We start from the raw sequence: 13,322 nt of genomic DNA, 5'->3' as shown, positions 1-13,322 counted from the left end.
TTACGCCTGCAGTGCCAGGATGGCGGTGGGGGCGTCAGCGGCGGACTCTGCCAGTTCCTCGAACTCGTTCACGGCGTTGATTTCCACGCCCATGGAGATGTTGGTGACCTTCTCCAGGATCACTTCCACCACCACGGGAACCTGGAACTCGCCCATCAAAGCCTTGGCCTTGTCGAATGCGGCGGCGAGGTCGCTGGGATCCTCCACACGGACAGCCTTGCAGCCCAGTCCTTCGGCCACCTTGAGGTGGTCCACGCCGTAGCCGCGGGTGTCCTCGGAAAGGTGCGCGCTGTTGATGTTCTCGAACGCCAGGGAGACGTTCTGCTCCATGTTGAAGCCGCGCTGCGACTGGCGGATCAGGCCCAGGTAGGAGTTGTTCACCACCACGTGGATGTACGGGAGGTTGAACTGCGCGCCCACGGCCAGTTCCTCGATCATGAACTGGAAGTCGTAGTCGCCGGACAGGGCCACCACGGTCTGCTCCGGGTTGGAACGGGCGACGCCGAGGGCTGCCGGGGCGGTCCAGCCCAGGGGCCCTGCCTGGCCGGCGTTGATCCACTTGCGCGGGCCGAACACGTGCAGCATCTGCGCGCCGGCGATCTGCGAAAGCCCGATGGTGGATACGTAGACGGTGTCGCGGCCGAAAGACTTGTTCATCTCCTCGTACACGCGCTGCGGCTTGATGGGGATGTTCTCGAAGTGCGTCTTGCGGTGCAGGGAGGCCTTGCGGTCCTGGCACTCGGCAACCCAGGCGCTGTAGTCCGGCAGGGACCCGGCGGCCTTGCGCTCCTTGGCGAGCTCAACCAGCCCGGCCAGCGCCGCACCGGCGTCGGACGCGATGCCCAGGTCGGGGGAGAATACGCGGCCGATCTGGGTGGGTTCGATGTCGATGTGCACGAACGTGCGGCCGGCGGTGTAGGTTTCCAGGCCGCCGGTGTGGCGGTTGGCCCAGCGGTTGCCGATGCCGATCACGAAGTCGCTCTGCAGGTAGTTCTCGTTGCCGTAGCGGTGGCTGGTCTGCAGGCCCACCATGCCGGCCATCAGCTGGTGGTCATCCGGAATGGTGCCCCAGCCCATCAGGGTGGGGATGACCGGCACATTCAGGGTTTCCGCCAGTTCCACCAGCTGCGCGGAGGCGCCGGCGTTGATGATGCCGCCGCCGGCCACGATCAGCGGGTGCTTGGCGGCGAGGAGCATGTCCAGGGCCTTTTCCAGCTGCTTGCGGGAGGCCTTCGGCTTCTCGACAGGCAGCGGCTCGTAGGTATCGATGTCGAACTCGATCTCGGCCATTTGCACGTCGATGGGCAAGTCCAGGAGAACCGGGCCGGGCCGGCCGGAGCGCATCAGCTGGAAGGCCTTCTGAAAGGCGCCCGGAACCTGGCCGGGCTCCAGGATGGTCATGGCCATCTTGGTGACGGGCTTGGCGATGGACTCGATGTCCACGGCCTGGAAGTCTTCCTTGTGCAGCTTGGCCACGGGTGCCTGGCCGGTGATGCAGAGCATGGGGATGGAGTCGGCCCAGGCGGCGTAGAGGCCGGTGACCATGTCGGTGCCGGCGGGGCCGGAGGTGCCGATGCAGATGCCGATGTTGCCGTCCTTGGCGCGGCTGAAGCCGTCGGCCATGTGGCTGGCACCTTCGACGTGGCGGGCCAGGGTGTGGCGGATGCCGCCGTGGGCGCGCATGGCCGAGTAGAAGGGGTTGATGGCAGCGCCTGGCAGGCCGAACGCCTCGATGGCGCCTTCCTTTTCCAGGATGGCTACCGCTGCATCAACGGTACGCATCTTGCTCATGGGGTGCTCCTTGAAAGCTTGTGGTCGGGCCCGGTGGTTGAGCCTGTCGAAACCTGTTTTTGGGTGTGGTGGGGGGACCGCCGTCGTAATCCACGACGGCGGGCTCCCCGCTTAAGTGCTTGTTTCCGCGCTTTTTGTCCCGGCTGCGCGGGGAGTGGCTACTTCCGGCCGCTGAGCTGGAGGACCTGCTTGAAGAGTCCGGAGTGGTCCAGTGCACCGTCGCCCTGGTTGACGGTGGCGGCGACGAGCTGGGCGGCGATGGCGCCGAGCGGGATGGCCACGTTGGCTTCGCGGGCGGCGGAGGTGACGATGCCCAGGTCCTTGTGGTGCAGGGCCAGGCGGAAGCCGGGGTCGAAGTTGCGGTCCAGCATCTTCTGGCCCTTCTGCTCCAGGACCTTGGAGCTGGCCAGGCCGCCGCCGAGGACCTTGAGGGCGGCGTCGGTGTCCACGCCGTAGGCCTCGAGGAAGGCGATGGCTTCGCCGAGGACCTCGATGTTGACCGCGACGATCAGCTGGTTTGCAGCTTTGACGGTCTGGCCGGAGCCGGAGGGTCCCACGTGCACGATGGTCTTGCCGACGGCGTTCAGGACGTCCTGGGCGTCGTCGAAGTCTGCCTTGTCGCCGCCCACCATGATGGAGAGGACGGCGTCGATGGCGCCCTGTTCGCCGCCGGAGACCGGGGCGTCGAGGGGGCGGATGCCGGCTTCCTTGGCGTCTGCGGCGAGGCGGACGGCGACGTCGGGACGGATGCTGGAGGCGTCGATCCACAGGGCGCCCGGCTTGGCGTTGGCGAAGACGCCGTCCTTGCCGCTGACCACACCTTCAACGTCGGGGGAGTCCGGCACCATGGTGATGACGACGTCGGCATCCTTGACGGCGTCCGCGATGCTCGAGGCGCCCGTGCCGCCCTCGGAGACCAGTTTGTCAATCTTGTCCTGGCTGCGGTTGAAACCGGTGACGGAGTGGCCGGCCTTGACCAGGTTGATGGCCATGGGGAGGCCCATGATTCCGAGTCCGATGACTGCTACGTTGCTCATGATGGTTCTCTTTCTGAAGTCTTGAGGGTCTTGCGTGTGTGCGGCGGTGGTTACCGGGCGACGTGTTCGCGGATGGCCCAGCTGAAGGCGGTTTCCTGTGGTTCCTTGTACTCGAGGCCGATGTACCCCTGGTATCCGAGTTCGCGGCTGCGGGCGATCCATTCCCCCAAGGGGAGGGTGCCGGTGCCCGGGGCGCCACGGCCGGGGTTGTCAGCGATTTGGATGTGGCCGAAGTCCTTGGCGTGCTTTTCGATGACGGATTCGACGTCGTCGCCGTTGACGGCCAGGTGGTAGAAGTCGGCGAGGAGCTTGATGTTCCCGGCGCCGGTCTCTTCCTTGACGCGGGAGATGACGTTGAGTGCGTCGTTGGCGGTGAGGAGCGGGTATTTGGGTGCGCCGCTGACCGGTTCGAGGAGGACGGTGCCGCCGATCCGGGCGACTCCTTGGGCTGCCGCCGCCAGGTTCTTGACGGCGAGCTCGTCCTGCTCCTCAGGGGCGAATTCGTCCTGCCGGTTGCCGTAGAGGGCGTTGAAGGCCTTGCAGCCCAGGCGTTCGCCGATGGCGGTGACGACGTCGATGTTGTCCTTGAACTCGGAGCAGCGTCCCTTCCAGGAAACCAGGCCGCGGTCACCGGCGGGCATGTTGCCGGCGTTGAAGTTCAGGCCGGTGAGCTGGACGCCGGCATCCGTGATGGCGTTCTCGAACTTCGTGATCTCGCTGTCGGCCGGGACGGAGGTTTGGAAGGGCCACCAGAATTCGACGGCGTCGAAGCCGGCTGCCTTGGCGGCCGCCGGGCGCTCGAGCAGGGGCAGCTCCGTAAGGAGGATGGAGCAGTTCACTGTGTACGTCATCGTAGGTCCTTCCGAGGAGGGGCTTTGATCTATCTTCCCTTGCTTCCCGGTCTTCACCGTTTCCGCTTTGTGGAATTTAGATTCTGCTTTACGAAAAGTGTAGGGATCCTGGGGTGGGGTAGTCAAGGGGCGCCATGGGCAGGACACTGGAGGGAGGTAAGCCCGCTCCTCAGGGATGGAGTCAATCGATCATGGCCGGTGCCCGCCTGCGCGTTTTGGCTTGGGTGGTCGCCCTGGCCGGATTCCTTACGGCCTGCACGCCGACGACGGGCCTTCCGGAGGCGGCTACGGAGCCTGTGTCAACGGCTGCACCATCCGGAACGGCGTCTGCCGGCCTGGCGGTGGCGGAGGCCGGCGACGCCCTGACTCCGCCGCCTGCGCCCGCGACGGCATCGACGCCTGGTTCTTCACCGGCTGCCGAGCCGACCCCGGCTCCGCCCGCACCGGCTCCGCAGCCCTTCGCCCTGAACCTGTACCGGGAGGGTGACTTCGTTCCCCAGTACACCTTCGACTGGTGTGTTGCCGCGAGCATCCAGATGGCCCATAACCTCATCGACGACACCGGGGGAAGCGGCTGGGCTGACAGGGCGCAGCAAAGCGATTTGTGGGAGATGGCCCGCGCCCGCTCGTCCGACTCGTTCAATGGCGCCAACCCCTATGGCTGGGCGCAAGTGCTGACCGAATCGGGAATGGGTCCGTATCGGGTGGTCAGCATCCCGGACTATGGCGAGGCGCTCCGCACTGCCGCGCGCGCCATGGCCGAGACGGGAAGGCCGGTGGGGCTGGTCATGTGGAGTGGCCGCCACGCTTGGGTGATGAGCGGCGTTGAGTCGCTGGGCGACCCCCGGCAGTTCGCCGACTTCTCCGTCACGGGCATCCACGTCCTTGATCCCCTCTATCCCTACGGCAGCACGCAGTGGGGGCCATCGCCGGCGCCCAACAGCCTGCTCAGTCCCGAGCAGCTGGCGACGCAGTTCGTGATTCGCGAGCCGCGGCGCTGGAGCAGCGGACTGCCGGCCGGGTACCTCCTCGTGTTGCCGGTCGCTGCCTGACGGAGCTTCCATGTGGGCGCGTCTTTGGTAGTTGACGTGCGCTGCAGCCGACCTGCCAACGCACGCCAAAACGATTCTTCTCGCCAGTGAGAACCACACCAGGTCCGGATCCCGAGCTGCGTCAATGGCCGAATTTCCAGCTGGTGTGACACTTGACACTCCACGGAGTGGGGTCCTACAGTGTTGCCAAGTCGTTTTGGCAAAACGATTTTTCACCCCAAGCTCATTCTCACCATTCCGTTCGAGAGAAAGTGAGTCGACAGCGATGTCCACTCGTAAATTCATCAACAGGCTCGCCATCGGCGGCATCTGCACCGCTGTCGCCCTGGTCGCCTCCGGGTGCGGCGCAGGGGGCCCGGCCGCCACGTCGGGAAGTGCCGGCACCAACACGGTCAACGTCCTGGTCGAAGCCGGCGGCCACGCAGAGCTGACCGGCGTCGCCGAACAGTGCAAGAAGGAAGCCGGCGTCGACGTCAACTTCGTCGAACTGCCCTATGACGGTATGTTCAACCGGCTCTCCAGCGAATTTTCCTCCGGCAACGTCTCCTTCGACGTCGCCGCCCTGGACTCAGTCTGGCTCCCCAGCTTCAAGGACGCGGTCCAGCCCATCGACGAACTCTTTACCGATGAAGCCAAGAAGGATATCTTCCCGGCGTTGGTGAAGGAAGCCAACGTTGACGGCCACTTCATCGGCATGCCCGCCTGGACGAACGCCGAGATCATCCTTTACCGCAAGGATCTTTTCGAAGATGCCAAGAACAAGGCCGATTTCAAAGCGAAGTACGGTTACGACCTGGCGGCTCCCACCACCTGGAAGCAGTACCAGGACATTTCCGCGTTCTTCACCAAGGACGGCATGTTCGGTACGGACGTGAAGGGCGGCGTGGAAACCGAGTGGCTCGCCCACGTGCTGCAGGCCGGCTCGCCCATGGTGCTGGACGCTAACAACAAGGTGGTCATCGACAACGCCGCCCACAAGGAAGCCCTGGACTTCTACACCAGCCTGGTCAAGGACGCCCCGTCCGGGGCCGCCCAGGTGGACTGGGCTGCCGCGCAAAACCTGTTCAACCAGGGCAAGACCGCCATGACCCGGTTCTGGGCCCACGCCTACCGCCAGATCCCCAAGGACTCCCCGGTTGCAGGCAAGGTTGGCGCTGCCCCGATGATCGCCGGCTCGGCCGGCATCGGCGGCGTCCCCGGACCCTGGTACCTGACCGTCCCGAAGGCCACCAAAAACGCGGACGCCGCCAAGAAATTCGTGAAGTGCGCCTACGACTACAACGACAAAGGCATCGAATCCAACCTGGGCCTGGCCGCGCGCATCTCTGCCTTCGAGAAGTACCAGGACATGCCCGGCTACGAGAGCTTCAAGCCACTGATTGAAACCCTCAACGGCAAGGCCACTGCCACGCGACCTGCTACCGAGAAGTGGCAGCAGATCGTGGACACCGTTCTGGTTCCCATGCTTCAGAAGGCTGTTGCCGGTGGTGACTCCGCAACCCTCCTCGCCGATGCCAAGAAGCAGATCGAGGATCTCCTTAAGTAAGACCCCCGCGGCCGGCGCCTGAACTACCGGCGCCGGCCGCGGCCCCAACCAGCGGAAGAGAAAACCGTGCGTATCTCCGATCGCCGCTTCGCATTGTTCCTGATGACACCAGCGGCGCTGTTCCTGGCAGTTTTTGTTGCCTTCCCGCTGTTCCGCCTTGTCGCGGACAGCTTTTTCAAGATCTCCCCGATCGCCGGCGGCCCCCGCGAATTTGTGGGCCTTGACAACTACGTCCGGGCCTTCGCCTCCGAGGCCTTTACCGGCGCCGGATGGCGGACGCTGGCCTACACGCTGGTTGTGGTCACGCTCGAATTCGCACTTGGCCTTGGCATGGCACTGCTCTTCACCATGCTGGGCAGGAGCTCCCAGATTTGGCGGACCGTATTCATGTATCCGCTCATGATCGCCCCGATCGTGGCCGGCCTGCTGTGGAAGTTCCTGATGATCGACAACTTCGGGCTCATTGGCACCCTCCTGCACCAAGCCGGCATCCTCTCCGACCCCAACCAGATCGGCTGGCTGTCGGACCCAAACATCGTGCTCTTTTCGGTGGCGATCCCGGACATCTGGCTCACCACGTCGTTCATGTGCCTGGTGCTCTTCGCCGGACTGCAAAACATTCCGGGGGACCTCATCGAGGCGGCCCGGCTGGACGGTGCCCGCGCCCCCGCGCTCCTGTTCCGGATCATCCTTCCCCTCCTCCGGCCGGTCATCGCCGTGGCTCTCGTGGTCCGGGGCATTGACGCTGCCCGGGCCTTCGACACCATCCTCATCCAGACCAACGGCGGCCCGCAGTCGGCCTCCGAGACCATGAGCCTGTTGATCTACCGCACCATGATCCGCTTTGGCGATCCGGGCCTGGCCAGTGCCATGGGCACCATCTACCTGCTGGCGATGCTCGCCATCGCATTCTTCGCGGTGGCCACCATCTGGCGGCCCGGAAAGGACACCTGATGAGCACCGCAGAACGAACCACGTACGACGGCGGAACGCGGCACAAGGCGGCGCCGGCACCTTCGGCGCAGACCGGCACCGTCCAGCCCCGCAAACGGCGCGGCGTCAACCGGGAAGGACTGGAAGCCGGCAGGCGAGGGACCCGCACCCTGCTCTGGATCCTGCTCGCGGCGGCCATGGTGCTGTACGGCTTCCCCTTCCTGTATCTGCTGTTCACGTCGTTCAAGACCCCCATCGACACCATTGCGGTTCCACCCACGTTCCTCCCCAGGGAGTGGACCCTGGAGAACTACGCCAATGCCCTGGGCCGGAACGGAGTCCCGGCCTCGTTCATCAACAGCATCCAGACCGCGGTGATCAGCACGCTGCTTTCCCTTGTGCTGGCGGTACCGGCGGCCTATGGCATCACCCGGTACAAGACCCTTAGCGGCCGGATCTTCATCATGGCCGCGCTGGTGACCCGGATGGTGCCCCCGGTGGCCATCGGCATCCCGCTGGCGTCCATGATGGCGTCAATGGGCCTTGCCGATACCCCCATCGCCCTGTCCATCGCGCACACCACCATCTCGCTGCCGCTCTCGATCTGGCTCATGTCCAGCTTCTTCGAGGCGGTGCCCAAAGACCTGGAAGAAGCTGCCACCGTGGATGGCTGCAGCAGGCTGGGCGCGTTGTGGCGGGTGGTGATCCCCGTGGTGTCCGGCGGTGTCGCCGTCACCGCGATCTTCGCCTTCCTGGCGTCCTGGAACGAGTTCCTTTTCGCCCTGTTGATGACGGCCATCCGTTCCCAGACAACGCCCGTGGTCATCGCGAACTTCCAGACCCAATTTGGCCTGGACTGGGGTTCCATGACGGCTTTGGCCGCCGTCTACTCCATCCCGGTCATCCTTTTGACCCTGCTGCTGCAGCGCAAGATCGTGGCGGGCATGACGCTCGGCGCCGTCAAGGGTTAGACCACCAGCAACGAGTAGCCTACTGGTAACCCCCAGGGGCATCACCAACCATAAGGACGTGGGACGCAGATGAGTAACAGGAACATCGGGATCAAGGACGTGGCCGTAGCCGCCGGCGTGTCCGTGACGACTGTTTCCCACGTCCTCAACGAGGTGTCCTATGCCCGGATCAGCCCCGAAACCAGGGACAAGGTCCGGTCCGCCGCCGAGCAGCTGGGTTATGGCCCCAACCGGCTTGCGCAGGCCCTCCGGACCCAGCGGACCGGGATGCTGGGGCTGGTGAGCGAGGATATCGCCACCACGCCCCACGCCGGCCGGATCATCCTGGGTGCCGATGAGGCCGCGAAGGCCCGGGGGTACAACCTCATGATCATCAACACCTCCGGTTCCGCCAGCCTCGAATCGAGGCAGGCCGATGTTGAGGCCCTCCTGGAGCGCCGGGTGGACGGGATCCTCTACGCCACCATGTACCACCGCACCGTGAAGCTGCCGGCGAACCTGGGCAGCGTGCCCTCCATCCTGGTTGACTCGGTGGCCACGGACGGCAACATCACAGCCGTGATTCCGGACGAAGAAGGTGGCGCACGCGCGGCTGTGGGTGCGCTCCTCGAGGCCGGCCACACGCGTGTGGGCTTCCTCAACAACACCGACGATGTCCCGGCGACACGGCAACGGCTCCACGCCTTCCGGGCCGCACTCGATGAGGCAGGGCTCGATGGCGGCACGGCGCCCGTGGAGGCGGCGGCCTCGGAGGTCCAGGGCGGTTACGAAGCGGCCCTGCGCATCCTGGCCCGCGACGACCGCCCCACCGGGCTCTTCTGCTACAACGACCGCATGGCGATGGGCGCCTACCGGGCCGCCGCGGAGCTGGGACTTTCCATCCCGTCCGACCTCTCCGTGGTGGGCTTTGATGACCAGGAACTCATCGCCGCGAACCTGCACCCGGGCCTCAGCACCGTCGCACTGCCCCATTACGAGATGGGCGCCTGGGCAACCGAACACCTGATTGACGCCGTCGAGGGGAAGACGGACCTTTCCCTCATGGCACTGCATCCGACCATCCTGGGCTGCCCGCTGGTACGCCGCGATTCCATCGCGGCCCCACGCCACTGAGCAGCCAACCCTTCCACTTCCCGGAGGACCGCACCAACATGTCCACCTTCCTTGATGCCGCACGCCCGGAAACACCGGCCGGAACCGCCAGGTTTCGTCCAGCCATCCATTTCACGGCGAGGGACACTTGGCTGAACGATCCCAACGGCCTGGTGTTCCACGACGGCAAGTACCACCTCTTCTTCCAGAACAATCCGTTCGGCAACGTCTGGGGCAACATGTCCTGGGGCCACGCCACCTCTACCGATCTGCTGCACTGGACTGAACACCCGGTTGCCATCGCCTGCGACGACGAGGAGGACATTTTCTCCGGCAGCGTCGTGGTGGACGACGGCAACACGGCCGGCTTTGGCTCTGCGGAGCAGCCCGCACTCGTGGCCATCTACACCAGTGCCTTCAAAGCCGCCTCAGAATTGAACGGCACGCAGGCCCAGTCCCTTGCGTACAGCACCGACGGCGGCATGACGTGGCAGAAATACGACGGAAACCCTGTCCTCACCAGGAATTCGGCGAACTTCAGGGATCCCAAGGTGTTCCGCTACCAAGGGGACCAGGGCTCGTACTGGGTCATGGTCGCGGTCGAAGCGCATCACCAGCAGGTGGTCTTCTACCGTTCGGACGACCTCAAGTCGTGGGATTTCCTGAGCGATTTCGGCCCGGCCAACGCCGACGCCGGTGACTGGGAGTGCCCCGATCTCTTTCCCCTCGCTGTGGACGGGGATCCGGGCAACACCAAATGGGTCCTGATCGTCAACGTCAACCCCGGCGCAGTGGCAGGGGGGTCCGGCGGCCAGTACTTCGTGGGCCAGTTCGACGGCGCCCGGTTCGTTCCGGACGCAGGTTCCCTCGTGGCTCCGGCCGGGCTGCGTACCGTCCCGGACCCTTCGGAGGCTGCGGCGGCGCTGCGGGAATGCCTCTGGCTTGACTGGGGACGCGACTGCTACGCCTCTGTCTCCTTCAGCAACGCCCCGGACGGCCGCCGCATCGTCATCGGCTGGATGAACAACTGGGATTACGCCAACGAACTGCCCACCGCACCCTGGCGGTCGTCCATGACCCTGGCCCGCGAATTGCGGCTCGCCACGGTCAACGGCTCCGCCCGCCTGGTCCAGCAACCAGTCCTGGCAGGGCGAGGCCAGGAGGGAAGGCTCCCGCGTGCCACAGAGCTGACGGACGCGGGATTGCGTGAGCTGAACGCCGCAGGCCTGCGGCTGCCGGACGCAATCCCCGGCGCCGCCCAGTTCATCGAGGCCGAGCTTGCCCCTGGCGGTGCTGACCGGATCGAGGTCCGGATCTTCTGCAGCAGCGACCGGACGACGGGCGCCGTCCTGAGCTACGACACAGCCAGCGCCCGGCTCAGCCTTGACCGCCGGCACTCAGGCGACACCGGCTTCCATGCCAAGTTCGCCTCGGTCGAATCAGCCCCGCTGGTCCTGGAAGACGGTGTCCTCAAGCTGCAGATCGTCGTCGACCACTGCTCCGTGGAGGTCTTTGCACAGGGGGGCAAGGTGGTGATGACCGACCTCGTCTTCCCTGGCGCCGGGCACCTGCAGACCTGGCTCTCGGCCGACGGGGGCCAGGCAACCGTGCTGCACCTCGCGGTTTCATCACTTACCTAAGGAAGGGTCCAGAATGTCAACAGCCCCGCACCTCCACGGTGGTTCCGGTCCGGACGTGATCGTGGTCGGTGAAGCCTTGGTGGACATTGTCGCCTCAGCCCACGGCACGGCTGAACATCCGGGCGGATCACCGGCAAACGTCGCCTACGGACTCGGCCGCCTGGGCGTCGATACCGCACTCCTCACCTCGATCGGCGTGGACCGCCATGCAACGGCCATCGAAGAACACCTTCGAAGCGCCGGCGTAGGCCTACTGCCCGGTTCCAGGCGGCCGGGCACGAGCGCTACCGCCACCGCCGTCCTGGCTGCGGATGGATCAGCCCGGTATAACTTCGACATCCACTGGGACCTGCCACGAACGGCGCCTGCCACGCTGCCCAAAATCCTGCACACCGGTTCCATCGCCTCCTTCCTGGCGCCGGGGGCGGCAGCAGTCCGGGACCTCCTTGAGCAATCACACCGGCGCTGCGTTGTGACCTACGACCCCAACATCCGCCCCGCTCTGCTCGGCAGCCACGTCCAGGCGAAGACCACCTTCGAGGAACTCATCCCGTTCACCGAAGTGGTCAAGCTCAGCGACGAGGACGCCCACTGGCTCTATCCGCGGCGGCCACTGGAGGAAGTGTCACGCCATCTCCTGGCCTTGGGCGCCGGGCTTGTCGCCATCACCAAGGGATCGGACGGCTCCATGCTGGCAACACGGGACGCCCAAGTGCTGGTTCCCCCGGCCACCGCCGCGGTGGCTGACACCATCGGGGCCGGCGACTCCTATATGTCCGCCCTGATCTACGGGCTCCTGATGCGCGGCGCAGACGGACTGGCGCCGTCAGTCCTCGAAGCGCTGGGACGGATGGCGTCAAAGGCCGCCGCCATCACGGTTGGCCGCCCCGGTGCCCAACCGCCAACATTGGATGAACTGCAGTCAGACGCGCCTCAACACCAGCCGGCGAACCAGTGAGAACACCAAGGAAAGAAGCTATGTCCAGCAGCAACTACTACGACGTGACGGCGTGGCCCATCGGAAACCCGGCCCAGGACGTCGGGGAAGTCATCAACAGCATCATCGCGGACGTCAAGGAACGGCAGACCGCCACCGATGTGGACCACGGCGGAAAGCCGGGCGCGGCGATCTACCTGCCGCCCGGAGACTACCGGCTCCGTACCCAAGTGGTGATCGACGTCAGCTTCCTCAAGATCCAAGGTTCGGGACACGGCTTCACGTCATCGAGCATCCGATTCAATGTTCCCGAAGGCGAATGGCCCGACCTGCACGAACTGTGGCCGGGAGGCAGCCGGATCCTCGTGGACCTCGTTTCCGGTGGTGAGGCAGGGGACGCAGCGGGAGCCGCCTTCCTCATAAAGCGGGACGGCAGCCCGCGGATCAGCTCCGTGGAGTTCTCCAATTTCTGCATCGACGGCCTGCACTTCGTTCAGGACGGTTCGGGCCTTCACCCGGAGAACACCTACGTCAACGGCAAAACCGGCATCTACGTGGCGAGCGCCAACGATTCGTTCCGCATCAACGGCATGGGGTTCGTCTATCTCGAGAACGCACTGACCATTCACAACGCGGACGCACTGTCCATCCACGACAACTTCATCGCTGAATGCGGAAGCTGCATCGAACTGCGCGGCTGGGGACAGGCATCGAAGATCACGGACAACCTGGTGGGAGCCGGCTTCAAGGGCTATTCAATCTATGCCGAGAACCACGGCGGACTGTTGGTCACTGCCAACAACGTCTTTCCCCGGGGTGCGAGCAGCGTCCACCTCAGGGCGGTCACGCGGTCAAGCGTGAGCAACAACCGGCTGCATTCCTTCTACCCCGGGATGGTGGTCCTGGCGGAAGGCAGTTCCGAGAACCTTGTGGCCACCAACCATTTCCTGCGCGACCACGAGCCCTGGACGCCTTTCCTGGGGATCGGCAACGGGCTGGATGACCTCCACGGGCTGCTGTCCGTCAGTGGCAACAACAATTCGATTATCGGCAACCATTTCTCCGAAGTCATCGATTCGCAGACCATCCGGCCGGAGGGCGCCACGCCGGTGATCATTCGGCTGGTGGAAGGGTCAGCCAACTTCGTCTCCAACAACCATGTGGTTGCCCTCGACGTCAATGCCACCTCGAGCGACTCCTGCTTTGAGGCGCAGGTGGACGCCCTCCTGGCCACGGACGCTGCCGACGGGCTCGCCGTCACGGCCGTACAGGTCGATGCCGGATCCACCCGCAATACGATCCTTGACTCCGGAACCGAAGCCCAGGTGGCCGCCGACAGGGCAGCCAACGCTGTCAGGGCAACCCCGTCAGTAGGTGTCCGGGCTGTTACGGGGCCGGCGGGCCAGTAGGGAAACGACCGGTGCAGCACAAGGTCCCCGGTGCCGGTACCGGCCACCGGGGACCTTCCGCCG

At 65.1% G+C, this 13,322-nt stretch carries 11 protein-coding genes; 8 read left to right on the top strand and 3 right to left on the bottom strand.

Going from position 1 to position 13,322, the window contains the following annotated elements; all coding sequences use genetic code 11:
- The 3 genes from gcl to AC4EEV_RS09035 form a co-directional block, all read right to left on the bottom strand.
- Entirely contained in the window at positions 1 to 1,791 is a 1,791-nt protein-coding gene (gene gcl, locus AC4EEV_RS09045) for a glyoxylate carboligase (protein ID WP_491330709.1), read from the bottom strand.
- A 158-nt stretch (positions 1,792 to 1,949) separates the two neighbouring features.
- Positions 1,950 to 2,828 (bottom strand): 2-hydroxy-3-oxopropionate reductase, encoded by an 879-nt coding sequence (locus AC4EEV_RS09040; protein WP_491330708.1) that lies wholly within the window; start codon positions 2,826 to 2,828, stop codon positions 1,950 to 1,952.
- Between the two features lie 50 nt (positions 2,829 to 2,878).
- Positions 2,879 to 3,679 (bottom strand): hydroxypyruvate isomerase family protein, encoded by an 801-nt coding sequence (locus AC4EEV_RS09035; protein WP_491330707.1) that lies wholly within the window; start codon positions 3,677 to 3,679, stop codon positions 2,879 to 2,881.
- A 191-nt stretch (positions 3,680 to 3,870) separates the two neighbouring features.
- Here AC4EEV_RS09035 and AC4EEV_RS09030 point away from each other — a divergent pair, with 191 nt between their 5' ends.
- From AC4EEV_RS09030 to AC4EEV_RS08995, 8 genes are all read left to right on the top strand, one after another.
- On the top strand, positions 3,871 to 4,731 hold the full coding sequence (locus tag AC4EEV_RS09030; RefSeq protein ID WP_491330706.1) for a hypothetical protein: 861 nt from the start codon (positions 3,871 to 3,873) through the stop codon (positions 4,729 to 4,731).
- Positions 4,732 to 4,996: 265 nt separating this feature from the next.
- Positions 4,997 to 6,277 (top strand): ABC transporter substrate-binding protein, encoded by a 1,281-nt coding sequence (locus AC4EEV_RS09025; RefSeq protein WP_491330705.1) that lies wholly within the window; start codon positions 4,997 to 4,999, stop codon positions 6,275 to 6,277.
- A 66-nt stretch (positions 6,278 to 6,343) separates the two neighbouring features.
- A complete protein-coding gene (locus AC4EEV_RS09020; protein WP_026264368.1) occupies positions 6,344 to 7,231 on the top strand; it encodes a carbohydrate ABC transporter permease in 888 nt (295 codons plus the stop codon).
- Positions 7,231 to 8,181 (top strand): carbohydrate ABC transporter permease, encoded by a 951-nt coding sequence (locus AC4EEV_RS09015; protein WP_491330704.1) that lies wholly within the window; start codon positions 7,231 to 7,233, stop codon positions 8,179 to 8,181. The genes AC4EEV_RS09020 and AC4EEV_RS09015 overlap by 1 nt, the downstream gene beginning before the upstream one ends.
- A gap of 69 nt (positions 8,182 to 8,250) precedes the next feature.
- Positions 8,251 to 9,294 (top strand): LacI family DNA-binding transcriptional regulator, encoded by a 1,044-nt coding sequence (locus tag AC4EEV_RS09010; RefSeq protein WP_018760869.1) that lies wholly within the window; start codon positions 8,251 to 8,253, stop codon positions 9,292 to 9,294.
- Between the two features lie 38 nt (positions 9,295 to 9,332).
- On the top strand, positions 9,333 to 10,913 hold the full coding sequence (locus AC4EEV_RS09005; protein WP_285319645.1) for a glycoside hydrolase family 32 protein: 1,581 nt from the start codon (positions 9,333 to 9,335) through the stop codon (positions 10,911 to 10,913).
- Between the two features lie 13 nt (positions 10,914 to 10,926).
- Positions 10,927 to 11,871: a carbohydrate kinase family protein gene (locus tag AC4EEV_RS09000; protein WP_491330703.1), complete on the top strand. Its 945-nt coding sequence runs from the start codon at positions 10,927 to 10,929 to the stop codon at positions 11,869 to 11,871.
- A 20-nt stretch (positions 11,872 to 11,891) separates the two neighbouring features.
- Positions 11,892 to 13,259, top strand: a complete 1,368-nt coding sequence (locus tag AC4EEV_RS08995; protein ID WP_491330702.1) for a NosD domain-containing protein — start codon at positions 11,892 to 11,894, stop codon at positions 13,257 to 13,259.
- Positions 13,260 to 13,322 lie beyond the last annotated feature (63 nt).

It is taken from the genome of Pseudarthrobacter sp. MOO14 (genome assembly GCF_058267675.1).
Note: the sequence above shows the minus strand (reverse complement) of the source record. Positions and strands in the feature narration are given on the sequence as shown.

What these genes read in the sequence shown, in the direction of transcription:
- gcl (WP_491330709.1), bottom strand. Translation starts at nt 1,791, where the DNA reads ATGAGCAAGATGCGTACCGTTGATGCAGCGGTAGCCATCCTGGAAAAG.
- AC4EEV_RS09040 (WP_491330708.1), bottom strand. Translation starts at nt 2,828, where the DNA reads ATGAGCAACGTAGCAGTCATCGGACTCGGAATCATGGGCCTCCCCATG.
- AC4EEV_RS09035 (WP_491330707.1), bottom strand. Translation starts at nt 3,679, where the DNA reads ATGACGTACACAGTGAACTGCTCCATCCTCCTTACGGAGCTGCCCCTG.
- AC4EEV_RS09030 (WP_491330706.1), top strand. Translation starts at nt 3,871, where the DNA reads ATGGCCGGTGCCCGCCTGCGCGTTTTGGCTTGGGTGGTCGCCCTGGCC.
- AC4EEV_RS09025 (WP_491330705.1), top strand. Translation starts at nt 4,997, where the DNA reads ATGTCCACTCGTAAATTCATCAACAGGCTCGCCATCGGCGGCATCTGC.
- AC4EEV_RS09015 (WP_491330704.1), top strand. Translation starts at nt 7,231, where the DNA reads ATGAGCACCGCAGAACGAACCACGTACGACGGCGGAACGCGGCACAAG.
- AC4EEV_RS09010 (WP_018760869.1), top strand. Translation starts at nt 8,251, where the DNA reads ATGAGTAACAGGAACATCGGGATCAAGGACGTGGCCGTAGCCGCCGGC.
- AC4EEV_RS09005 (WP_285319645.1), top strand. Translation starts at nt 9,333, where the DNA reads ATGTCCACCTTCCTTGATGCCGCACGCCCGGAAACACCGGCCGGAACC.
- AC4EEV_RS09000 (WP_491330703.1), top strand. Translation starts at nt 10,927, where the DNA reads ATGTCAACAGCCCCGCACCTCCACGGTGGTTCCGGTCCGGACGTGATC.
- AC4EEV_RS08995 (WP_491330702.1), top strand. Translation starts at nt 11,892, where the DNA reads ATGTCCAGCAGCAACTACTACGACGTGACGGCGTGGCCCATCGGAAAC.